We start from the raw sequence: 22967 nt of genomic DNA, 5'->3' as shown, positions 1-22967 counted from the left end.
AGTGAGGATTATAAGCATGAATAAACAGTTAAGTGAAATTGCTCCTAAAATCACTAACGAGTCTGGCGAGGAGGTTGCTTTTGCTCAATATTTGAGTGATCACGCGGGTGATGGTGAATTGTTTAACCCGACTATAAGGATTAGAGAAATACTTGACGCGGCTTTAAATCCTCACACACCCTGGGACGAAGTTGACGATTATCTGGCACCCATCACTCGTCAGGTCCTCTCAGAAGCAGCCGAGCATGAGGACAGACGAATTCACCTTAGACTTGCACTCGCAATCAGGGAAGCTTGGCAGGATCTTAATCCTAATATCCAGCAATAACACTACCAGTAAGAACTAATTAAATCTAAAAAAAGATAAGGATGATAACCATGAGTCAAATAAGAAACCTGGTCGCCCCAATTATTGCTGAAAGTGGAGAAATAAACTTTGAGGGACACATGATTCCGTTAACCAACAGCGGAGAGATCTACGAACCTTACTTTTCGTCCATTCTGGATGCAGCATTACAATCGCCTCATGATCAGCAGGATGCGTATGAGATTGTTGCTCCAATTGCAACTGAAATTCTAGGATTCAGTAAAGAGCAACATCCGGAAATATATCGTCAGTTGCTGAAGGCCATCAAGAAGGCACATGACCAGTTAATGGCTTGCCGTGAGCGTAAAGTGATTGTTATTGATGCAAAGGTCGACAATCCAACCGGAGCCGATGATAAGCTCGCTAGTGTTATTCAACATACTGAAACAGGATGGCTTCTTGAGGAGTTTGATAATCACTTAGATTCAGAGGGATATCTTCGAGCGGTGCTTCTTCGCACGGTAACAATGCCTGCGGAAGGAGTTGAGTAGGATGTCACTAAATGAATTGGCTAAGCTGTGGCGCGATCGAAATCCATTACAATGCGCTATTATCCTTCGTAATCTGCAAAGAAAGAAAGCGACTTAAGACTTTCCAACATAAGCTCGCTCCATCACCATACATACAACCAAGGCAGCATACGTAAATGATGGAGCGCAGGAATAAACAATTAAATATCGGAGGGGATATACGATGAACTTAGCGGTCTGGAATCAAGCCTCAAGCGAACCGATTGATGGAGAGTGCTTTTACTTGAACGTCAAGGATGACAGCATGGCTGGTGAAGGCATTCGAAAGGGTATGCAAGTGCTGGTGCAGAGACAGAGTTATTGTGAGAACGGCAAAATAGGTCTGGTTGTCATTGGCAACATTGAAGGCGAATTGAAGCGAGTCTATTACGAAGGCGATACCATGGTACTGAAAGATTCCGAGGGGATCTCACACCCATATTCTCCTGATGAAATCTTCATTGTTGGTCAAGTGAAGAAGGCGGTATTTGATGTTTGAACAACAGAAGGGAGTCAAGAAGATAAAACCAGCAGTTCAAATAGAATTCATTCAGCAGCCTATTCTCCGGATCAACAGCCGTAGTATACGGAATGTAAGAAACTGAGGTGGCCCTGTAGTAACCATCTTATATCAGAGGAGGAGTTTAGCATGCATAACGATTTCTTAGTGTCTATCCTGATCAAAGCTCTCTCGGTTTACTGCAACAAATCAATAAAAGAGGTAACTTCAGTCTTCAACCTATCGATAGTGGATAGTGAAACATCTGGACAAAAAGCCATTGAGCTGACGTTAGTTGAAAGAAATCTTGAATTACCGAGTGGTTTTTTTGAACAAGTCTTAGAAAACGGAAAATTCCCCGTTGCGCCAACAACGGAGAATCCAAGTACCGAACTATGTATGTAATTTCAACTAATAGTCATTATACAGATTTCGCTTATAGGAATAAACTATAGAAAAGTTAATTTTTATTGTTAGGAGGAATAAGTGTATGCGCCATATGTGTGCCAAAGAGTGTGGTCGTTCTCCACCTCATCGTTTTACCCGTCATTTGCTTATAAGTATAGGCGTTTGGGGAGCTCAACTCATGAAGACGTATTAAGGCACTACCCAATATAGAGAGGATGTAATTTCAATGAGTAATAAAGAGAATTCTCATCAAACCGAGCAGGAACGAGTCCAGGTACTTAATTCATGGAGGACTCCAGAAAACAGCCGTCATATTGACGCAGCTATAGCTTCTGAAGAAGCTCCTGAGGATGCAGCTTTACGGATTCTTCGGGCATCTATGAAACAGCAGGAAACGACTGAACAAATGGTCGCTCTGGCAAAAAAATATCGTCGGTAATGGACATCGTTAATAACTAAATCAAGGGAGAGGTAGAAACATGCTAAAGAAAAAGGACTGGAAGGAGCTCTTGCAGGAGTTCAGCGATAAGGTTGAGAAACGAGAGCAACTGATCCAAAGCAATATTAATGGACTCCAAGAGCAAGTGGCGGTCATTCAGGCAAAGATCAAAGAGAACTCTGATCAAATGATCGAGTTTGAAATGAGTGAGGATAACACCAGTGGTGTTGAGAAATTTAAGAAGGAAAACCGGAAACTACGGCTTGAGCTTGAAGAGATACAGGACTCTATTGCAGGGTATGAAAATCAATTAGGAACTTCACGTGACTTCTATGGGAAGGACTTAGACAAGATTAGAGATGCCGCCAATAAAGCTGAGGAAGAACGGATTCGTTTGGAGCAAGAGTCTTTTTCTAAACGAGATGCATTGAAGTCCAAGATTAAAGAAATCGAGAAACAGATCAATGAAATAGAATGCGAAACTATTGGTAGAAGTAGTATTGAAATTTTATTGAATCATTACCCCTATCTCGCGACCATTGATCCGAGAGCTTATTCACTCAAAGATCACGGCAAACATTTATTTATTAGATCCTGGTTGGCTGGTCATGACACAGAACAGTATTTCAAAAAAGAAGAAGTTTGGCCAATGGATGTTTTACCACACATGACGAAAATACACTGGGAGTGATTCCAAAGTATACGGGGACTAGGTGAAGAGAGGCGCGGTTCTAATGGATCGCGCCTTAGATTTAGCTCGGGGCGGTAACAATGCGCCAAGATAACGAGGAATGCGGTTATGACAATTTAATTGCAGGACCGGGGGTATTCAGGACACTCCCAGTAATCGTCCAATCCGGATCAGGTGTGATACGAAGAGGCATGGTTCTTGGGGTAGTTAGGCAGCCCGAAGGCAAACGATCGGACGGGACATATATTGTCAGGCCAGTGGATTCCACCAGCAGAGACGGTTCCCAGGATTCCTTTGCGATACTCGAAGATTCAGAGGTCGATGCCACCAATTCAAATGTTCGTGCGACTGGTTATGTAACCGGTGAATTCAATAGAGATGCTTTGAAGTTCGGGGGTAACGACAACATCAAGATCCATGAGGAAACTCTTCGAAAGATCGGGATTATCACGAAAAGAGTAGTTGTACGTTGAATTATCAGAACTGGAGACGATGAGAGGAGTGATCTAATGGCATGGACCAAAGCGCAAAAGGGACTGCAACGCGAGAGTTTTAAGCAGTGGAAGGCAAAGAATGTATCAAACCACAAGGCTGGATTCAGATCACCGGCACATTCAGCTGGAAAAAGGACATACTCGAACTCCAGGGAAGACAGGTGCCAAATAGGATCTGAAATCCAGAGAGGAATTTAATCCATGTCAGTGAAGGACGAACTTGTAGAGTTAGATCATAAAAATACTCAAGTGGTCATAGAGGAAGTATTTAAGAAATACCAATTCTTCAAGTCAACGACGTTTGAAGAACCAGAAGCGAATATAGCATCAAGCGTCTGTGATGAGATCAATAGCAATGTCTTTGACCCTGAGGCACGCCGGTCCTTTTGTGAGAAAGTGGAACGGGCAGTCGATAAGATCTATGCCAAAGAGAAATTCTTGGTCACCGAACGCTACATGAAGGACAACCATGTGACTGATATAAGGATGTATACGGACGTTATGCCAATGAGCAGAGACACATACGCAAAGATTAGGCGGTCTGCGTTTTATAGTCTGGCATTCAATTTGAGTTACTTCAAAATTATCGATATCAACGAATTGATTGTCGCAAATTGCGAGAAACGTTAGCTGATTGTTAGTACGACGGAACATGGGGTCGGTTGAAGCGACCCCACAGAATTTACGGGTCCTCAGCCAGCATAAAACCGATCGCGGGTAGGCGAATGCCCGGTCTACCCCTAGATATTAATTTTTAAAATCACTTTCCCTTTCGCTTTTAGATACAGAAACAGTTGAAAAATATCTTCAAATTAAGTCATTCCAAAAATACCCCTAATAACCGGGCATAAAAGCGAAAGTCGGATCTTCAAATTGAGGAAAGTGAAAGCGAAAGTTAAAGAGCTAATAAAAAGAACCGAAGGAAGGATGAATATCCAATGAAATTAGAAGAACTCATAAATAAATACCCGGAAGTTTACAAACAAGTGGTAGCGGAAGTTGCTCAGGAGGCTATTCAGAATGAACGCGACCGTGTTACAGCTCTTATTGCACTTTCTAAATCTCCGGGAGGTTCAGGACTTGTTAACGAAGCAATTAGAGACGGACGAACGGCGTCTGATGTTGCCTTAGAGGTCTTGAAGGCATCGGTTGCACTTGCAGGCGTAAGTCATCGATGAACAGTGTGAAAGAGTATTTCAAAGTAAAGGAGGCTGCAAAACATGTCAAAGAAATATCAGATGCAGTTCGAACTGAACGGCGAAATTGACCCCAGACTAAAGAGGGCGTTCGATGATCTTAGCGGAGATCTCACAGGACTTGAGAAAGACCTGGGGATGATCAGGAAAGCGAAGGGATTTGATCGGCTAACCCGAGATGCAGGAGAAGCCGGAGGCGCCTTTCAAGAGCTCCGTGAAGATGTTAGGGATTTTGGTCAAGTCTTCGAGCGGACTCTGCAATTTACAGGAGCTTATGCAATCATCGATAAGGCAACTGATTCGATCAGTAACATGATTAGTACCGTTGGCGAACTCGATTCCCAAACAGGCCAATTGGGAGCCGCCACAGGAGCTACTGCGGATGAGTTAGAGCAACTCCAAGACATTTCTAGATCTTTATATGGTAAAGGACTTGGAGAAGGAGTAAACGAACTCACAGACGCCCTTGTTATTGCTCGTAACGTCACCAAACAAGAAGGTGAAGAACTTGAGAAGACCACTCGTAATGCGATCGTGCTCCAGGATGTATTCCGCTTTGATATTCCTGAATCTGTGAAAGCTTCCGACACCATGATGCGGCAGTTTGGCATCAGCTCTGAAGAATCCATGAACCTGCTTGCTCAGGGGGCACAGCGGGGGCTGGATAAGTCTGGCGAATTGCTCGATTCAGCGAACGAATACGCTCCGCAATTTGCTGCTCTTGGATACTCAGCGAATGAAATGTTCGATATTTTTAATGCTGGATTAGAAGCTGGCGCCTGGAACCTTTTTATTAGGGCTTTATGGTGGCGACACCATATCGAAACCTCTCTAATTCATGGGAAACCCTAACGTAAAGTCGAGGGAAATCATGAGCGAAGCCTGCTAAAAGCAGGAACGTGCAACGACTATCGGTGAAAAACCGAGTACACGCAAGCGCGTGGAAATGGGAGGGGACTCGTTAAGAGTTCTTGATATAGTCTGATCTGCATGGAAACATGTAGCTGCCAAAACTGGCGGGCGAGGTGTAGCGATCCTTGCTGAACACAATGTGATAAAGTCGGTGACCTTGCGAAAGAGTTTAATATCCGTCTCCAAGATGGTAGTGAAAAGACTGCTGATGCTATGGCCGCTTTATTTGCCCCTGATGGGATCGAAGAGTTTACAGCTGCACTTACCAAAGGTGGAGCCAAGTCAGCCCAATACATTGAGTTACTTAAGTATGTTTCTGCTGATACAGCTAAGGAGATGGTAAAGAACCTTCAAAAAGGCGGTAAAAGGGCTGAGGATACTTTCAAAGCACTCTCCGGAATTATGGGAGATGGCTACGGTATCCTAGATCAGTTAAGTACTGGTGCGGTCAAAGGTAAGGATGTTATGCAACAGGTCATCACTGAGCTTAACAGCATTGATGACACAGTTTATCGTAACATTCTTGGTGTCGAGCTCTTTGGTACTCAGTGGGAAGACCTGGAGAAAGAAGTTGTAGCTGCTCTCGGATCAACTCAAAGTCAGTTTGACATGACTAAGGAAACGATGGAAGACATGGCTGCCGTTAAGTACGACAATCTCACACAGGAACTCAAGGTGCTGGGCCGAGAATTAATGGATGAAGTAATTATTCCAATCGGTGAGGAATTAGTGCCTACACTCAAGGATATAACTGCATGGGCCAAAGACAATAAAGATGTAATTAAAGCTATTGGTCTTGCGGTTCCAGCTGCGTTGCTTGCTAAAAATACAGTCGGGATCGCCAAGGACTTCGGTAAAGTGGGCAAGGCTGTATTTGACACAACAGAGGGCGTTAGCAAGTTCGGTCGTATGGCTGGTTTACTGACCAACCCGGTTGGGTTAGCTGTTGGGGCTGTTGGGGTACTGACTGCAGGAATAATTGCCTACAAAAACCATCAGGAAAAGGCTCGCCAAGAACTCCTTAACATGGGTGATGCTCTCGATGGTGTTTTTGATAACTATGAAGATATCGAGCATAGAACGAAGCGTACCCGCAACCTTACTCGTGAATACGACAGACTTGCCAAAAAAATTGACGATAGCGCAACCCCAGCTGCTGAGTTAGCCGAGGCGCTCAGGAAACAAAAGATTGTGGAAGAACAGCTCATCGAGTTAAACCCTGAAATCCTCAAGGCGGGGGATGCTAAAAAAGAGAATTATCGTGAACTTCTTGGGTTGGCAGACAAACTAAACACCACTGAGCTCGAAATGGAAAAGCGAAAGATCGATGCAGAGATTCTTGATAAGAAGTCCCAACTCCCACAGCTTAAAGAGGAATATGACGAGCTGACTTCAAATCTAGGTGAATACGAACAAGCTTACGAAGATGCTCGTAAATCATATGTTCAGTATCAAGAATTCCTGAATAGAAAACAGAAAATAATCGCAACTGCCCCAAATGAGATCCAGAAAGAAAAAGAACTTCAAGATCTGGCCAATGAGATTAGAGAAGCGACAGGCCAGTATTATAAAGACAATTGGGCTAATCTTGAAGGTGCCACTGATGATCTCAAGAAAGCATTTGAGAAGAATTTACTGAACTTTAATAATACTGAAAAGGATCTCGCCAGTGCGAAGGATAGTTTCCAAGATCTTTATGATAAACAGGTTGCGATGATTGAACTAGACTTGGGAATGCCGATCGAAGAAGCGATCTCCAAGTATGGAACATTTGATGAGAAAGTTAGGAAGTCAATTGATTCTGCCAAAGAGAAAATGCAGGAATTAAACCAAGCAACACGCGATCTTGAAGTTCCAATAGAGAAAATGGTAACCATCGGTGTTCAGTGGAAACAATATGGAGAACCTCCGAGAATTGGCGGTAAACAGACCATGCAAGCATTCGCTGATGGTGGTTATGCTGATCAACCTTCTATCTTTGGCGAGGCAGGTCCTGAGATGGCAATCCCACTTCGGAAAGACCAACGCTCCAGAGATCTCCACGCTCTTACTGGGCGACTGCTTGGAGTAGATTCTGGATCATCAGGTGAAAGTACAGTGATTCATTTTAATCCCACAGTGCAAGTATCAGGTGGTGGTAGCGATGTTTCCAAACAGGTCGTAGCAGGCCTAAAAATGTCCTTGAAGGAATTTACACAAATGTTCAATGAGATGCAAAGGCAGAGACAAAGAGTGAGTTTGTCACGGTAGGAGGTTCGTTCATTGAGTTCTGTACATGATTTCAAATCCAACAAAAAGACAATAGCAAGAATATTCGAGAAGTACCGTCTATACAAGTTCTTATGTTTAGGATCCGACGACCCTTCGAAATCTGAAGAATTTATTCAGTACTGTGAGCACATCGAGAATTTAGTATCTCAGCTGCCGGGTAGAGAGAAAGTAGTAATTGAAGAGAGATACATGACTGTTGAGCATGATTACATTACCGATCAGACTGTGTACAGCGAAAAGATGGATCCTCCCGTTAGTCCTTTGACTTTTGCAAAAATACGGGATAGTGCATGCAGCAAAATCCTCAATATTATCCTCCAGTAGCTGGAGAAACAAGTACACCGTTCCCTATTTGGACGGTGTTTTTTTATGAAACCTCGAAATTGATGTTCCGATTATCGGAAGCAAAAAACGAACGAGGCATATTTTTCGTAATAGTCGTTGAAGGCGATTTTAATTTATAAAGCTATTCGAGGAAGATGATTCCATTTTTTGTGATCTGTGTTATTATTCTAGGAAGATATACCCAAAATAATAAAACAGGTGGTCTTTATGACGGATATTATTAAAACAGAGACGATGGATCAGCCGGATGCCTTTTACAAAGAGCTATTAACATCAACAATATCAGAAGGTTATCCCAAGTACTTACAAGAAAATTTACTAAAGAGTATGGAAAAAAGAGCGGTTCTTCTTTTAAAGAAAAGAGCAAAGACTCCACAGAATAGCAATATTCTTGATTTGTCAGAAGTGGAAGAAACCCTAGACCAAATTTCTATGGCTATTGAGAATGAAGAGGAAGCTATAAAGTATTTTGAAAGAAATGAATTTCATAAATCCTACAAATATTCCGCTGTATTTTATGTCGACAATATTGATGTAGATCTTATTAACAGCTTACAAGAACGAGAGGAAGTTATAGATTTTTTTGATTCTGAGCAATATCATGACATTTCAAGTGGTGATCATAGAGTTACCAAGCCAACAAACTATTTTATTGGGAATGTTATGATGTTTAAGTTTAGTAAAGTGCTTACTGGCTTTATCCCTGGATCAGGAGTAAAAAAGCAGATCAAATATCCAATAATAGGTGTCTATTTCAAAAAAATGAATGTTCTTGAAATTCGATTAGACAGCACTCGTCCAATGTTTCGACAAAGTGAGCTTTTTTATGAAGAACAAATTAATTTGGTTTTAGATTGGTTTGAGGAAAACCTCAAATGTAACTTTAGAAAAATTAATTTCCCGCCAATAATTGAGTATATTAAAACTCATAAACAAAATGAAGTTGTTGTAGATGCTCAATCGATGTGCTTCAAGAATGGTAGCAAAGCTGTGCTTGAAAATGGAATAAATGAAAATTATGTTCTTCCGTTACTTGGTGAGTTAAAAGAATTGATAAAGGTTAACCAAGATACATTTGATAAAAGCCCCGAAATTAAAAAGTTAATTGAAACATTTATCACTGAAACTGAAACCCTATCGGACTTACCTTGGGTAACTTTAGTGTGGAAAAGTGACAAAACTAAAGTGAAATTCAAATTCGGTGCTACAGATGATGACTACACCATATTACAATATTATGGTCGACAATCTGATATGGAGAAGATGAATGATGTCACCAAGTATATTATTGAAAATCAAGAGGAACTTAATCAAATCTCAGAATCTAAGTCCGAATCAGTTAGAGAACTTGCTCTCGATAATAGGGTCGTATAATAGAGATGAATACATTTATCCTGGCGTTTTAATAAGACACCTTAATATTCCAATGAATGAGGTCTATAATATATTGGAAGTCATTAAAAAACTTGGCATAATAAGAACTCATTACGAAATCTATTGTAGTTCTTGTAGAAAATTTACTGGTATCGGGTTTGAAACAATTAATAATCTTCCGGCATATGTGGAGTGTGAAGAATGTCTTAATGAATTGGATCCTATTAAGGACAGCATAGTAATATATAAGGTGATATCTAGATGAATAATATTGGTCTTACCACTAAGCAATATCTGTTGAGTCAATATGAAGATGAAAAAGATAGGTTTAGAGAAATTACTCGACTAGATGAAGAAGACAAACATCAATATAAAGAACTTCTTGACCACTTAATAAAGCTACATGAAGGATCTGTAAATGCATCCACCGAAGAAAAGGGAAAGGCATTGGAAGGTTTGGTGTCTTTTTTAGTGAAAAAATCAAGTGTTTTTAATGTGTTTGATAATATAAGAAATACTACCAATGAGATCGATCAACTTATGGAATTAAATCATATTGGGAAAAAAATGAAAGAATTCATCACTCTTCCTGGGGATATTTTTCTTTCTGAGTGTAAAAATTACAATAAGAAAATTGGGGTAACTTGGGTAGGGAAGTTATATACTTTGCTGGCTTCCAATCAGTCAAAGATAGGTTTTCTTTTTTCGTATTATGGTCTAGCCGGGAGTAGTTGGAATTCTGCTTCAGGGTTAACGAGGAAGGTATTCTTGCTTAAAGAGAAACTGGAGGATCGTACTTATATAATCGATATCAACATTAAAGATTTTAAAAAAATTGATCAGGGTGCGAGTTTATTGGAGTTAATTGATGCGAAAATGAAGGCACTTCGATTACAAACAAACTTTGAGAAGTTTCTGGCTGAAAAACATCCAGCTATTACAACAGGTGAAGATACAGAATCATAAAAGTCGTCATAAGGCGGCTTTTTTAATCTCTTCTTACGCAATAAAAGCTCAAAATGAAGGGAGTTCTATGGCCTAAAATGTGGAGTAAAGAATTAAATGCTGCTATTAAAAATATTCATTCTGTAACGATAAGACTTTTAGACGGAGAAGTGCTTCAAGGAATTCCTGAGAATTGCTCTGATCGAGTCAAGTTACGTAGAAACAATGGTGTTATTTGGGTTCCGGTCGAAGATATAAAACATGTTAGCAGGTTATTACAGATGAAAAAAGATAGACATTAAACTTAACCACCTTCTTCTTCTAAATATCCCAAAATTGATCGGCCCGGACGGAGGAATCAACTTCCCGAAGGGCCTTTAATATTTTCTTCATTATGATCGTCGATGGAATATACTCTTGATCAGAGCACGCTTTACTTATTGTATTACGGCTTACTCCTGACGTTTTAACCAAGTCCTCCTGATTATACCCTGATCGATCAATCCATTTTCCTAAAGGACTTCTTTTCTTACCTAATCCCCACATATAAATCATCTCCTTACTACTCATGTTGTCCATGATTAGCGAAAATATACGAACCTTTCACAATTTTTTGCGAATACTAGACAAGCGATAGCCCATACACTTCACCATACCGCACGAATACTCCGCGGAATATTCCGAAGGGAGGAACGAACATTGATAACGTATGGGGTTATAGTAGCTATTACAATTTCTGCTGGATTGCTTGAATTAAGCCTACTAAATGAGGGGAACGTTACGTCGGCATTGGCTGCTAAGAGGTTTGGACGATTCTTTTTGCTTGGGGCAGGTGTTGCAGTATCTTGGCAATGGATCGCCGGCATGATCGAGCTCTTGAATTAACGTGGGGTCGAGGGGGAATCCCCTCGTGAGACCCAATCCCTATCCCATCTACATTTATACCAGCTCTTATTCCTTTTGTTATTCCGAAAACGTAAGGACTTGTTTATGTATTATCATCGAACTACTATTCCAGTTGGTATTCCTCCCTAGAACAAACACTATCTCGATTCGATTACTACTGTAGCTGTATTTATGCTTGTACACGAATGTTCCAATGAAGTGAAATAACCTCTAGTTTTGAAAGGAGGTCGTTATCATGTTGGGGTCTATTGGATTTGGTTTGATTTGTGGGTGTATTTCATTATTAATTCCTTCTTCTCAATTTTCTTTAAGTAACTCCTTCATCTCGGCGTGCAAAACGCTCAACCTGTCCTCCGGAGATGCCCTTCCGATTGTAAATGCTACATATGAAAATCCTTGGGGAACGCGTCTCCTTGTTGGAATTCCTATAGGACTTTCGTCTGCAAAAGTTATGGATCAGCAGCGGGCTATTGCTGAGGCTCTCCGGGTAAATCCGGACAATATGGAGATGCGATATGAGGATGGTCTAATTATCGATATTATCAAGCGACCAATCCCGACAATTGTACCTTACTACAGCGGCCGAGGGTATAAGGTCTTTATTGGCGTAAACAATCGGGGTGAAGATAGGCACTATGATTTTGAGGGTCCATTCCCCCATTTGCTGATCGGAGGCATTTCTGGTGGAGGTAAATCTGTAATTCTCAGAGCGATTCTGACTCAGCTGGTTTCTGGTCCGTCCCCTGAACTGTGGCTCTGCGATCTCAAGGGCGGAGTGGAACTCGGCATCTTCCGGACTCTTGCATGTGTGAACGGGCTTGCGATCAATCTCATGCAATGCCGTGATGCAGCTACATGTGTAGAAGCAGAAATGAACCGGAGATATTCCGTGATGTTTTCTAATGGTTCACAGTCTTGGGAAGGCCGCAAAGTAATATTTGTCATGGATGAACTTGCGGATCTCAAGACTAGAGCAGGAGATCCCGACGCTAAGTTAAAGCATGAGATCAAATCTATCCTCACCAGGATATCTGCAAAGGGGCGTGCAGCTGGTGTGCTGCTGTTGCTTTGCACCCAGAGACCGAGCGCGGATGTTATTGATGGCTTAATCAAGACGAATATAGCCGCATCGATATGTTTTAGAACGCGTGATTCAGTTCAATCCCGTATCGTTTTGGATCATGATGGAGCAGCTCGGCTACCGGATGTACCTGGAAGACTAATATTTCAAACGGCCAGAGATGAAACGTTACAAGCTCCATTTCTTTCAGTACGCGAGGCTAAGTCAATTATTTCGAGTTTACCAAAGCGTGAAGCCAATACGAAGGAGGAAGGACAGCGTGAACATGGTTCAAGCCAAACTGACCCGATGGACAGAGATTTTATCGAGCTTGGATAGTCATGGATTCCTTACAACATCACAAATCCAACGCTTACACAAGCTCGGGGGTCGCCGTAATACAAACAGAATCTTAACTGATATGGGAGAGTTACTTTCATCATTTCGGGAAGGAGAGGCAGTTTACTACCTTTCCGCCAGAGGAAGGCGAGAGATCGGAAGCCAGAAGATCAGGCGGCGTACCCAGCTGGTGCAACACACTATAATGAGGAATGAGGTATTTATCGCAAGAGAACCTGATATGTGGAAACCCGAATATAGCGTGAAATGGGAAGGTAATGAGCTCATAGCGGATGCGATCTATCGCAAAGGAATGGAATATACATTTGTGGAGATTGATCTTACGCAGAGTATGAAGACGAACGGGGAGAAACTGGCTTCGTACCGATCACTGCGAGATACAGGTAAATGGCAAGCGAAGTACGGTGATTTTCCGAATGTGCTCTATGTGACCATATCTGAATACAGGAAAGCTAAGTTAATAGCAGCCTCTGGGGATTTAAAGACAGAGGTAATAACATTTAGTGATCTTAGATAAATGGCGGTTAAGCCACGGGTCCTCAGCCAGCATAAAACCGATCGCGGGTAGGCGAATGCCCGGTCTACCCCTAGATATTAATTTTTAAAATCACTTTCACTTTCGCTTCCGTTTCAATCTTCGTGAAATGGGAGCTTTATTTTATATTTTCTTTGAATTAAGTTTGCAAATACAGTTCATGTTAAGAAGTATCTACAAGCTGAAGAATAGTAGGGGATAAGATTATGAAGGAAAAAAAGTCTCGGGAGTATACGGCAGTCCATTCCGAGGGTGATCTAGTAGAGGCCGTCTACGGTATTATCTATCCAGAGCTACAGAGACTGCTGACCAAGCACGGAGTAAGTCTTACAATTGACCTCAAAGATGCAATTAGAAAGCATGTGAAGTTTGACCAACCGGTTATCGATGAAAAGGAGGATAAAGGGTGATTATATATAGGAGACAAGAGATCGTATGAACAATGGACAGCAACAAATTGAATATCTGAAGAAGAGACTTACTGATCTACAGCGATACATTAATCGAGAATTCGATATGATATTAGATGAAATCAAGTTACTGGAGAAAAAAGAAGAAGTTCATGGTTCTAAGATAGTTACTAATAAATCACTAGTAGTTCAAGATACTTGGAAAGACATACCTGAGGTATTAACACCAAAGGATGTTCAGAGGATTTTAAAAGTGGGACTGAATCAGGCCTATAATTTGGTGAAATCCAATCAATTTCATCATATAACCATTGGAAGGAAAATTTTAATTCCAAAACAATCATTTATTAACTGGTTGGAAGGGAGAGAAGGAAAAGAGTAGATAAGCACTTTAGAGACAAGAGTCAGTGATTAGGTACCCAAATGGTACCCAAATAATGAATTCGACATAAAAAAAGAACACAAAACCTCTAGAAAAAGCTTGATTCTAAAGGGTTTGTGTTCAGGAACCTCCGAGGAGGTTCCTTCATGGGAGAGGAGAAACCGGACGAAGAGCTTATGGGGAAACGTAAGTCTTCTCCGCGGTTGTCTACGACATACATTGATGTCGATAGTTCAAGGATGCCCCTTACACGCCGAAATATACCTGTTCTTTGAAAAAACAATGGGCCTGCGTATGAATCATTTTTCATATGCGGGGTGATTGTGTTACGATAACCTCATAAAATGCCATACTAAGAAAAGACGCCTTCCCATTAAAGGGATGACAGCCGTAATGTTCTGTTGGCATTCCATATTTAGATATAGAACGGGTGATAGTGGTTGTGAGAGTAGTAGCAGGAAGTGCCAAAGGCCGGCCTCTGAAAAGTGTGCCTGGTATGGGTACCCGTCCAACGACGGATAAAGTGAAAGAAGCAATTTTCAGCATGATTGGTCCGTATTTTGATGGAGGAGATGCCCTGGATTTGTTCGCCGGAACGGGTGGATTAGGAATCGAGGCGCTAAGTCGTGGTATGGAGCGTGCTGTGTTTATTGACATGGAGTCGAAAAGTATCGAAACCGTCAAAGCTAATTTGAAATCGACAGGTTTTGAATCAAATGCCGAAATATACCGCAACGAAGCGGGAAGGGCGATAAAAGCGTTGGAAAAGAGGAAGTATATTTTTGACCTCGTTTTCTTGGATCCCCCCTACCGTATGAAGAATGGCGATGCGCTGATGACAGAGATGGCAACGCGGGGGCTGCTAAGCGCAGGAGCCTTATTAGTGCTGGAATACGAATCTAACTACACATATCCTGAGGAGATTAGTGGGTTCCTTCATTTGCGTACAGCCAAATACGGTGAGACCGCTGTATCTATATTTGAATATAATCCAATTGAAAAAGAACAGCCCGGACAAGCCGGCGAGGAGGACGTCATCCATGAGAACTGAGCAAAAAAGTACATATCGTGTAGCGGTATATCCCGGCAGCTTTGATCCTGTAACGATGGGGCACATGGATATCATCACTAGAGCTTCGAAACAGTTTGATCTCTTGATCGTAGCAGTGCTCAATAACTTAAGTAAGAACCCGCTTTTTAGCTTAGAAGAACGGAAAGATCTTCTCCGGAAGGTCACATCACATTTGCCCAATATAGAGGTGGATGGTTTCCGGGATTTACTTGCGAATTATGTACGGGAAAAAGAAGCTCAAGTGATTGTGCGCGGCATTCGGTCCGTTACAGATTTCGAATATGAATTGACGATGGCATCAACGAATCACAAGCTGAACCCAGATGCGGAAACGATCTTTATGATGACCAACCCGAAATATTCCTATCTTAGCTCAAGTCTTGTGAAAGAGATCGCTCACTTCAATGGAGATACAACCGATCTAGTTAGTCCGGAGGTTGATGCTGCACTTCGCAAAAAGTTCAACGAGAAAGCCGGCCTATAAACCGTGACATGGTCAAGAATAATCCGATAAGCACGATGGCCGTTACAATTTGCCACTGAAAAAGCTTGTAGAACTCACTCCATAGACTAAATGAATGTTCATTCTGTAACGTGTCCTGTGGAACATATCCAAACGCGGGAAGTACTGACGAAGTGATTGAAGAAGCAGGTTCCCACAACACAAGGGTAAGACCGAAGGCATATGCGGCATGGACAAGTCGTTTGAAGGCGAAAACAGTCCATTTTAACCCACTATTCGTTTTCATTCCGGAAAGGGTTTGAAGATGTGCGCTGACGCCACTCCATGCTAAAACCGCTGATAGAATAGCTAACTGCATGGTAGGAGACACGAACGAACCTTCACTAATTCTTTGGGCTCCAAGATGGAATTCAAACAAGCTAGCTGTGGCATATGAAGGAACATTTGGTAACACATAGCTGGATATGGCGTTCACGATCACTGAAAATATCATAATGAATCCACCCGTCATCATAAGGGTATGGACTGAACGTGACACGGATTCGCCGAGAAGTTTTCCGAAGCTTCGCCCATCACGCGTTCTGGCCTCGGAAGCTGCTCTTGCAGCTTGAAGTAGTAATGAGGCGTTTTTGTTCTGTTTTTTGTGCTTGGTAGCATACTCAGACTGTAAAGACATTTTTCGTGTCAGAGTTACGCGTCTTGCGGAGTAAGTCCAAGCCGCGAGAAGTCCTGAGATCCAATGGATCGCGAGTAGAAAATAACCTGCTGCAGGTTGATGAAGTAGTCCGCTACCAATAACAATGAGAATGGTCATGGGATTGCAGAAATGGGAAAGTGCTGCAAGTTTACCAGCATCCTTAGCGTCTAGCTCCCCTTGTTCCACCATCGTAGCTGAGACTTGTGCTCCAGCCGGAAAGCCAGCGATCATGCCGGTAATTAGAACAGAACCACCTTTGCCAGGAAGTCTAAATACCTTGCGCATCAATGGTTCCATAAGGACCCCGATGCCTTGAGCCCACCCATAAGCGTTAATTATCTCTACTAGTACAAGAAAAGGGAGAAGCGCTGGGAAAACAATATTCCACCATAGCTTTAAAGCTTGAAGAGAAGATTGAAAAGCGGTTTCAGGTGAACTAACGACTGCGAAAACAAGCAAAATAGCAGCTGCTCCTAGAAGAATTGTGGACCAGAGGCTAAAAATTCGTTTGAAGATGTGAGCTTTATTCATAAGGAATCTCCTCTCCGAGAACATGGCTAGTACCAATTTATGCAGAGGAGACAACCGTCAGACCAAACGAGGTCTGAGGGGGAGTGGCAAGAGACATTCCAGAGGGAAGGGAAAACCGTGAAAAGAACCGTTAAACCAAATGGATTAAGAGTACTTTTATATCTTTTGCTCATTGGAATATTGCTCTATGTAGTTGTGTATATGCCCACACCTTATTTGATCTATCAACCCGGTAGTGCTGAGGATGTCAAACCGATGATATCTGTTGAGCAAGGTGATCCGACTGAAGAAGGGACTTTTATGCTGACGACTGTATCAGCAAGTTATGCCAATATGGCATTACTGATGATGTCTGTGTTTAATTCGGATGCGGAAGTGGTGCAAAAGGAAGAGAAGATGGGCAACCAAAGTAAGGAAGAGTATGCAGCTACTCAGGTCTACTACATGAATTCTTCTCAGTCTTTAGCCATGGAGGCGGCCTACCATGCAGCGAATGTAGAGTATAAAATCGTTCCTGCATATATGTTTGTTATCTCGGTGCCAAAAGATTCTGCGAACAAAGAGTTTTTCCATCCTGGTGATAAGCTGATTTCTGTCGATGGAGAACCAACTTCAGATAATACGAAGTTAGCTGAGAAGTTATCGAGCAAAGAGATCGGAGACAGGATCGAAGTGAAACTATCTCGTGGTGATAAGGTGGTTACTGGAACGGTGCCACTCGTACCCATCAAAGATGAAAAGACCGGGTCAGAACGACCAGGTCTAGGTGTCATCATCGCGACCATGCAGGATATAGAGCCGAGCAACCCAGATGACCGTGTGACCTTCGCTGACACGAAGATTGGTGGTCCTTCAGCGGGTTTGATGTTTACGATGGAAATCTATAATCAACTCACACCAGGAGACCTTAGTAAAGGTTACCGTGTAGCTGGAACCGGAACCATCGTTAAAGAAGGCACAGTGGGTCCGATCGGGGGCGTGAAGCACAAGATTGTGGCAGCCGACCGCGAAGGGGCAGAGCTGTTCTTCGTTCCACGAAAGAACTACGATGAAGCCAAGGCAAAAGCTGACCGCATCGGTACCAGCATGAAGTTAATTCCAGTTGACAAATTGCAGGACGCAATCGATTATATGAATGATCTTGCCCCTAAAGGATAACTGGAGGCGCAAGATAGTCGCTGAACATGCTGGATACTGTAGGATTCGGATATGCGCTTGCATAAGCGGCAGAAGCTTGCAGATCCATATTTAAATAGGGGTGCGAGAAGGTGGACGGTCTCATGACTACTGGAAGTGAGGCCGTCTTTTTCATTTGCTTAAGTAGCACTCTGCCTTTATCGCTAAAACCGAGCACACGGATATATCCGGGACCTTCCGTAAGCTTAGTTCGGCTCATTTCTGCTTTGTTATGATTAAGCAAAATATGCAGCAGCATACGTTGGAGTTTGGTTCGCGTGTATCTCTTGGTTTTTAGAGCACTAAGGAGTGCGTCTATCGTTGGCTCGCCAAGTTGTGGCAACACTTTCTGGATTCGGTGTTCAAGCCCTTCTGTAACCTCATGATATGATTCTAGTTCTTCTGGCTCCTGGGTTAGCAATGTCTGGAACATTGGCTGACGGAATCTCTCCCAGTCCATGGGACCGAGACCATTAGTAAATTCTCTATAGAGAATATCTAGTGTGTAGTTTGGGACATATGATGAAATGGTCTCAAGCCCTTCTTCGAGAATGAGCTTACGTATCGAAGTTGCACTGGCAATGGTCTTGTCTGTGGGGACTAAGTCGTGATAGTTAGCGCTTTCCCGTGTTATTGTATGGGCAGTAATGCGGCTTTGGAGGCGCCTGAGTGCAATCAAGTAATGTAGCCCAAGTGAGTTATTAGGTTTTGCCAACATCTGTGTTAGTTCGTTGATTGAACGCTGGGATGAGCCTGTTACATTTGCAGCCGCAATCGCATAAGCAGATGGGAAGTTGCTTCCGGAAGACATGTGCTTGGTGATTTCATTACGAAGTTGTCCACTCTCCTCAGAGAGAGCCTCGGCCAGAGGGAAGAGATCCTCTAGCGATCCGCTTTCCGAGCCAAAAGAGAGACAGTCTACTACGCCAGTCCCATTCAGAAGAGCAACCGCCCCATAGGCGAACCACTCAGCGGGCTGTACAGCGTAGGCTGTTGGCAGCTCGATAACCAGGTCCACGCCCATATGTAGCGCCATCTCTGTACGTGCACGTTTACTAACCAGAGCGGGTTCACCACGTTGCAAAAAAGGACCACTCATGATAGCTACGACTGCATCGGCATTTGTTATTTCCTTGGATCTTGTATAATGAAGCACATGACCATTGTGCAGGGGGTTATATTCCACTATAATTCCTACTGTTTTCACAAAACCAACTCCTTGCTAAAAATATATCATAATTCCTTGACAATTCTGCAAGAATAATTGAAGTAGTACAGGGTGGTCGGTGCTATACTATAACAAGTCCAGTATAGAAAAATGAATGATAGGCTGTTGACAAAAGACTCTTTAAATCGGTATAATAATCTTTGTTTGCTTGGAGTGATGGATATGATTATTCAATTTCGAAAATTGACAACCAGCGATCAACCGTTACAGTTCCATCAAACCGTGGATGTTAGCCAAGCAGTAAAAGGTCGGAAGGAAATTGTTTCTGTAAGTCCGCTTGAAGTGGATTTAACAGCAATTCTATCCGTCACTGGCGCGGTAGACGTTCATGGTCGGTTGAAAGGTCAGCTTGAGATTACATGCTCGCGCTGTCTTAAACCGGTTACTGAACAACTGGACATCCCTTTTCATGAAGTGTTCCAGCCGGTAGAGGATCCTGACAAGCATCAGGATGACAAAGAAGACATTACATACGTGAAAGGCGAGAGTGTGGATCTTGCTGAGTATGTGGAAGAAGCATTTGTACTCTACTTACCACTTGCCCCGGTGTGCAGTGAAGATTGTAAAGGACTTTGCCCAAATTGCGGTAAAGACCTGAACGAAGGCTCCTGCAATTGCGACACGGAAGTGATCGACCCGAGATTAGCTGGGCTGAAAGACTTCTTTAAATGATGATGGATATGACATCCCGTGAAAGCGGGTTAACTGATAAGGAGGTGGGAACATGGCAGTACCTCAACGTAGAACGTCCAAAACACGTCGTGACAAGCGTCGTACTCACTTTAAGTTGGCTGTGCCAGGCATGGTGAAATGCGAACAGTGCGGAGAATTGAAACTAGCTCACCGCGTATGTAAAGTGTGCGGAACGTACAAAGCAAGAGAGATTATCAAACAATAGTTTTTAATAAGTAGTACTTCATCTTTGGTGAGGTGCTATTTTTTTTGTCTGAATGCCTCTTTCTTTTTGCAGTCACATGATTTATACTACACATTAGTACCAGGTTCTAATATAAGGATTAACTTTTACATAGATTAAAAAGATTCATGCCAAATGGAGGCAGAAGGAGTTGCACCGTCATCGAACGTCTATCCAAAAAAGACCGGCACCAGCGGCTGATCCAGCTGATTGATGAGAACCCTTTTGTCACGGACCGAGAGCTAACACGCCAACTCAAAGTGAGCATACAGACCGTTCGTCTTGATCGAATGGAACTCGGCATCCCGGAGCTACGGGAACGGATGAAGCAGATGGCGGAGCATTCCTATGATCAGGTCCGCTCACTGTCCCTAGATGAAGTTGTCGGTGATGTGGTAGATCTACAGCTGGACAAGAGTGGGATATCGATTTTTGAAATTCGAGAAGAACATGTATTTAGCAAAACGCTGATAGCTCGCGGACATTATGTTTTCGCACAGGCGAATTCTTTAGCTGTCGCGGTAATTAACGATGAGATTGCACTGACTTCTTCCGCAGATATCCGATTTATTCGTCAGGTTCGTCTGGGAGAGAAATGTATTGCAAAAGCTTATGTGCGTTCAAATACTGGCCAGAAGGGCAAAGCTAAAGTTGAAGTGTTCACATATGTGGGCGATGAAATGGTATTCCAGGGGAACTTTATCGTATACCGATCTACAGGGGAATAACAGTAACAGAGCCTTGGGTAAAAGGAGGATTCAACATGAGAATTGCTATAGATGCTATGGGTGGCGATAACGCTCCTAAGAGTAATGTGGAGGGTGCAATAGCCGCAGCGCAAGAATGGAAAGATACCGAAATTATTCTTGTGGGTGATCAGGCTCTACTGCAGCCCCTTCTTAAGGAAACACCATCTAATCTGATACTACGCCATGCTAGTGAAGTCATTGATGCAGAAGACGAGCCTGTAAGAGCAGTACGACGCAAGAAGGATGCATCCATGGTGGTCGCAGGAAGAATGATCCGTGAGGGTGAAGCAGATGCGATGATTTCCGCAGGGAACACAGGCGCTCTTATGACTACTGGATTGCTTGTGGTAGGCAGAATGCAAGGCATAGAGCGTCCTGCGCTAGCTCCAATGATCCCTACCTTGGATGGGAAAGGAATGCTGGCACTTGATTTGGGTGCGAACATGGATTCCAAGCCTGAGCATCTTCAGCAGTATGCTTTGATGGGAAGCTTGTACCGTGAAAAGGTACATGGCATAGCCAAGCCGCGAATCGGACTGCTAAATGTCGGCACCGAACCAGGTAAAGGAAATGAATTGACAAAGCATGCGTATCCCTTGCTTGAACAGTTGCCGATCCATTTTGTAGGTAATGTTGAGGCGCGTGATGTGATGAATGGTGTGTGTGATGTGCTGGTATGCGACGGATTTGCTGGTAATATATTGTTGAAATCCATTGAAGGAACAGCGGGAGCACTGTTCTCACTGTTGAAAGAACAGTTCGGGCAAAACCTAAAGACAAAAATGGCGGCAGCGATGATGATGCCACAGTTAAGAAGCCTGAAATCTGTTATGGATTACAAAGAGCATGGAGGGGCACCTCTCCTCGGATTAAGTGGTCTGGTAGTTAAGAGCCATGGCTCATCCGACGGCAATGCGATTAAGAACGCTGTTCGTCAGGCCCGAGTAGCCATGCAAAATCGTTTGGTAGAAAGTATTTCAAACGAAATCAGCGGGAAATGAGTGAGAACATGAACAACAATTTAAGATCAGTAGGAATTATTGGGACAGGTAAGTATGTACCTGAGAAAATATTGACGAATAGTGACCTGGAAAAAATCGTAGAAACGAGCGATGAATGGATTGTATCTCGTACTGGAATAAAGGAACGGCATATCGCCTCTCCTGAACAAGCTACATCTGACTTGGCCTACGAGGCTGCCGTGAAAGCACTTGAATCAGCGGGTATTACAGCTCAGGAGCTGGATCTGATCATCGTAGCGACGATAACACCAGACATGTCCTTCCCTTCAACGGCTTGTATATTGCAAGATCGTCTTGGCGCAAAAAAAGCTGCAGCGTTTGATCTGTCTGCTGCTTGCTCGGGATTCGTCTATGGGCTTGCGACAGCGACCAACTTCTTACAGACGGGAATGTATAATAATGCGCTTGTCATAGGTGCTGACACGCTGTCCAGAATTACGGATTACACAGACCGTAATACCTGTGTCTTGTTTGGTGACGGAGCAGGCGCTGTTGTGCTTGGCGAAGTACCGGAAGGAAGAGGCTTTCAAGCTTTCGATCTCGGGGCTGAGGGCGCAGGTGGGGCTCACTTGTATCTTGAAGCAGGTGGATCGCGTCTACCAGCATCTGCTGAAACCTTGGAAGCGAAGAAGCATTACATCTATATGAATGGACGAGAAGTGTTTAAATTTGCTGTTCGGGTTATGAGCTCTGCAACAGAGACGGTATTGACTAAAGCTGGCATAACGAAAGAAGATATCGATATTTTCATTCCGCATCAGGCAAATGTTCGCATTATTCAATCCGCTATGGAGCGTTTAAATCTACCAGCTGAGCGAGTCGTTGTTAACGTGGATAAGTATGCTAATACTTCCGCAGCATCCGTTCCTCTTGCGCTGGTTGAAGCGGTTGAAGAAGGCCGAGTGAAGGAAGGCGATACGGTTGTTATGGTTGGGTTTGGTGGCGGTTTGACTTGGGGCGCATCCGTTCTCAAATGGTAGTGAAATTGGTAATCTAGCTGGGAGGAGCGA

The 22967-nt window shown here is 43.0% G+C and carries 32 protein-coding genes; 29 read left to right on the top strand and 3 right to left on the bottom strand.

Annotated elements, in window-relative coordinates:
- Positions 1-16: 16 nt before the first annotated feature.
- From ACK8P5_RS16595 to ACK8P5_RS16525, 15 genes are all read left to right on the top strand, one after another.
- Positions 17-328, top strand: coding sequence for a hypothetical protein (locus tag ACK8P5_RS16595; protein ID WP_422657367.1), 312 nt, complete (start codon positions 17-19; stop codon positions 326-328).
- A 50-nt stretch (positions 329-378) separates the two neighbouring features.
- Entirely contained in the window at positions 379-858 is a 480-nt protein-coding gene (locus ACK8P5_RS16590) for a hypothetical protein (RefSeq protein WP_422657366.1), read from the top strand.
- A 202-nt stretch (positions 859-1060) separates the two neighbouring features.
- Entirely contained in the window at positions 1061-1375 is a 315-nt protein-coding gene (locus ACK8P5_RS16585; RefSeq protein WP_422657365.1) for a LexA family protein, read from the top strand.
- Between the two features lie 150 nt (positions 1376-1525).
- Positions 1526-1780 carry a hypothetical protein gene (locus tag ACK8P5_RS16580; protein ID WP_422657364.1) on the top strand — a complete coding sequence of 85 codons (255 nt, stop codon included), beginning with the start codon at positions 1526-1528 and terminating at the stop codon, positions 1778-1780.
- Positions 1781-2009: 229 nt separating this feature from the next.
- Complete coding sequence (locus ACK8P5_RS16575) at positions 2010-2222, top strand: hypothetical protein (RefSeq protein ID WP_422657363.1); 213 nt, start codon at positions 2010-2012, stop codon at positions 2220-2222.
- Between the two features lie 40 nt (positions 2223-2262).
- Positions 2263-2913, top strand: a complete 651-nt coding sequence (locus ACK8P5_RS16570; RefSeq protein ID WP_422657362.1) for a hypothetical protein — start codon at positions 2263-2265, stop codon at positions 2911-2913.
- 80 nt (positions 2914-2993) lie between these two features.
- Positions 2994-3386: a head decoration protein gene (locus ACK8P5_RS16565; RefSeq protein WP_422657361.1), complete on the top strand. Its 393-nt coding sequence runs from the start codon at positions 2994-2996 to the stop codon at positions 3384-3386.
- A 222-nt stretch (positions 3387-3608) separates the two neighbouring features.
- The gene (locus tag ACK8P5_RS16560) at positions 3609-4037 is read left to right on the top strand and encodes a hypothetical protein (RefSeq protein WP_422657360.1); all 429 of its coding nucleotides are present in this window, start codon (positions 3609-3611) and stop codon (positions 4035-4037) included.
- 308 nt (positions 4038-4345) lie between these two features.
- Positions 4346-4585 (top strand): hypothetical protein, encoded by a 240-nt coding sequence (locus ACK8P5_RS16555; protein ID WP_422657359.1) that lies wholly within the window; start codon positions 4346-4348, stop codon positions 4583-4585.
- A gap of 42 nt (positions 4586-4627) precedes the next feature.
- Positions 4628-5455, top strand: a complete 828-nt coding sequence (locus tag ACK8P5_RS16550) for a phage tail tape measure protein (protein WP_422657358.1) — start codon at positions 4628-4630, stop codon at positions 5453-5455.
- A 273-nt stretch (positions 5456-5728) separates the two neighbouring features.
- Entirely contained in the window at positions 5729-7765 is a 2037-nt protein-coding gene (locus ACK8P5_RS16545; RefSeq protein WP_422657357.1) for a hypothetical protein, read from the top strand.
- Positions 7766-7777: 12 nt separating this feature from the next.
- Positions 7778-8110 carry a hypothetical protein gene (locus ACK8P5_RS16540; RefSeq protein ID WP_422657356.1) on the top strand — a complete coding sequence of 111 codons (333 nt, stop codon included), beginning with the start codon at positions 7778-7780 and terminating at the stop codon, positions 8108-8110.
- A gap of 228 nt (positions 8111-8338) precedes the next feature.
- On the top strand, positions 8339-9505 hold the full coding sequence (locus tag ACK8P5_RS16535; RefSeq protein ID WP_422657355.1) for a hypothetical protein: 1167 nt from the start codon (positions 8339-8341) through the stop codon (positions 9503-9505).
- A gap of 261 nt (positions 9506-9766) precedes the next feature.
- A complete protein-coding gene (locus ACK8P5_RS16530; protein ID WP_422657354.1) occupies positions 9767-10471 on the top strand; it encodes an acetylglutamate semialdehyde dehydrogenase in 705 nt (234 codons plus the stop codon).
- Between the two features lie 77 nt (positions 10472-10548).
- Positions 10549-10752, top strand: coding sequence for a hypothetical protein (locus ACK8P5_RS16525; protein WP_422657353.1), 204 nt, complete (start codon positions 10549-10551; stop codon positions 10750-10752).
- Positions 10753-10771: 19 nt separating this feature from the next.
- Here the strand turns inward: ACK8P5_RS16525 and ACK8P5_RS16520 are convergent, their stop codons facing one another.
- Complete coding sequence (locus tag ACK8P5_RS16520) at positions 10772-11029, bottom strand: helix-turn-helix domain-containing protein (protein ID WP_422657352.1); 258 nt, start codon at positions 11027-11029, stop codon at positions 10772-10774.
- A gap of 120 nt (positions 11030-11149) precedes the next feature.
- Here ACK8P5_RS16520 and ACK8P5_RS16515 point away from each other — a divergent pair, with 120 nt between their 5' ends.
- The 8 genes from ACK8P5_RS16515 (at position 11150) to coaD (ending at position 15659) form a co-directional block, all read left to right on the top strand.
- A complete protein-coding gene (locus ACK8P5_RS16515) occupies positions 11150-11335 on the top strand; it encodes a hypothetical protein (RefSeq protein ID WP_422657351.1) in 186 nt (61 codons plus the stop codon).
- Between the two features lie 256 nt (positions 11336-11591).
- A complete protein-coding gene (locus ACK8P5_RS16510; protein WP_422657350.1) occupies positions 11592-12755 on the top strand; it encodes an FtsK/SpoIIIE domain-containing protein in 1164 nt (387 codons plus the stop codon).
- Positions 12703-13293 (top strand): replication-relaxation family protein, encoded by a 591-nt coding sequence (locus tag ACK8P5_RS16505; protein ID WP_422661500.1) that lies wholly within the window; start codon positions 12703-12705, stop codon positions 13291-13293. Before ACK8P5_RS16510 ends, ACK8P5_RS16505 begins: the two co-directional genes overlap by 53 nt.
- A 224-nt stretch (positions 13294-13517) precedes the next feature.
- Positions 13518-13721: a hypothetical protein gene (locus tag ACK8P5_RS16500; RefSeq protein WP_422657349.1), complete on the top strand. Its 204-nt coding sequence runs from the start codon at positions 13518-13520 to the stop codon at positions 13719-13721.
- 25 nt (positions 13722-13746) lie between these two features.
- Complete coding sequence (locus ACK8P5_RS16495) at positions 13747-14103, top strand: helix-turn-helix domain-containing protein (protein WP_422657348.1); 357 nt, start codon at positions 13747-13749, stop codon at positions 14101-14103.
- Positions 14104-14249: 146 nt separating this feature from the next.
- Positions 14250-14378 (top strand): hypothetical protein, encoded by a 129-nt coding sequence (locus tag ACK8P5_RS16490; RefSeq protein ID WP_422657347.1) that lies wholly within the window; start codon positions 14250-14252, stop codon positions 14376-14378.
- Between the two features lie 167 nt (positions 14379-14545).
- Positions 14546-15154: a 16S rRNA (guanine(966)-N(2))-methyltransferase RsmD gene (gene rsmD / locus ACK8P5_RS16485; RefSeq protein WP_422657346.1), complete on the top strand. Its 609-nt coding sequence runs from the start codon at positions 14546-14548 to the stop codon at positions 15152-15154.
- Positions 15144-15659 (top strand): pantetheine-phosphate adenylyltransferase, encoded by a 516-nt coding sequence (gene coaD / locus ACK8P5_RS16480; RefSeq protein ID WP_422657345.1) that lies wholly within the window; start codon positions 15144-15146, stop codon positions 15657-15659. The genes rsmD and coaD overlap by 11 nt, the downstream gene beginning before the upstream one ends.
- Here the strand turns inward: coaD and ACK8P5_RS16475 are convergent.
- The gene (locus ACK8P5_RS16475; RefSeq protein WP_422657344.1) at positions 15637-16866 is read right to left on the bottom strand and encodes a nucleoside recognition domain-containing protein; all 1230 of its coding nucleotides are present in this window, start codon (positions 16864-16866) and stop codon (positions 15637-15639) included. The two genes, coaD and ACK8P5_RS16475, sit on opposite strands and share 23 nt — an antisense overlap.
- 117 nt (positions 16867-16983) lie before the next feature.
- Here ACK8P5_RS16475 and ACK8P5_RS16470 point away from each other — a divergent pair, with 117 nt between their 5' ends.
- Positions 16984-18024 (top strand): SepM family pheromone-processing serine protease, encoded by a 1041-nt coding sequence (locus tag ACK8P5_RS16470; protein ID WP_422657343.1) that lies wholly within the window; start codon positions 16984-16986, stop codon positions 18022-18024.
- On the opposite strand, the gene ACK8P5_RS16465 is transcribed toward ACK8P5_RS16470, so the two are convergent.
- Entirely contained in the window at positions 18014-19249 is a 1236-nt protein-coding gene (locus ACK8P5_RS16465) for a nucleotidyltransferase (RefSeq protein WP_422657342.1), read from the bottom strand. The two genes, ACK8P5_RS16470 and ACK8P5_RS16465, sit on opposite strands and share 11 nt — an antisense overlap.
- A 183-nt stretch (positions 19250-19432) precedes the next feature.
- Between ACK8P5_RS16465 and ACK8P5_RS16460 the strand changes: the two genes are divergently transcribed.
- The 5 genes from ACK8P5_RS16460 (at position 19433) to ACK8P5_RS16440 (ending at position 22937) form a co-directional block, all read left to right on the top strand.
- The gene (locus tag ACK8P5_RS16460; RefSeq protein WP_422657341.1) at positions 19433-19942 is read left to right on the top strand and encodes a YceD family protein; all 510 of its coding nucleotides are present in this window, start codon (positions 19433-19435) and stop codon (positions 19940-19942) included.
- A gap of 52 nt (positions 19943-19994) precedes the next feature.
- Positions 19995-20168, top strand: coding sequence for a 50S ribosomal protein L32 (gene rpmF, locus ACK8P5_RS16455; protein ID WP_006211382.1), 174 nt, complete (start codon positions 19995-19997; stop codon positions 20166-20168).
- A gap of 146 nt (positions 20169-20314) precedes the next feature.
- Positions 20315-20914, top strand: a complete 600-nt coding sequence (fapR, locus tag ACK8P5_RS16450; protein ID WP_422657340.1) for a transcription factor FapR — start codon at positions 20315-20317, stop codon at positions 20912-20914.
- 35 nt (positions 20915-20949) lie between these two features.
- A complete protein-coding gene (gene plsX / locus ACK8P5_RS16445; protein WP_422657339.1) occupies positions 20950-21936 on the top strand; it encodes a phosphate acyltransferase PlsX in 987 nt (328 codons plus the stop codon).
- A complete protein-coding gene (locus ACK8P5_RS16440) occupies positions 21933-22937 on the top strand; it encodes a beta-ketoacyl-ACP synthase III (protein ID WP_422657338.1) in 1005 nt (334 codons plus the stop codon). The genes plsX and ACK8P5_RS16440 overlap by 4 nt, the downstream gene beginning before the upstream one ends.
- The last annotated feature ends 30 nt before the right edge of the window (positions 22938-22967 follow it).

Origin of the sequence: Paenibacillus sp. EC2-1, assembly GCF_049311625.1 — a bacterium.
Classification (GTDB): Bacteria; Bacillota; Bacilli; order Paenibacillales; family Paenibacillaceae; genus Paenibacillus_AQ.
Note: the sequence above shows the minus strand (reverse complement) of the source record. Positions and strands in the feature narration are given on the sequence as shown.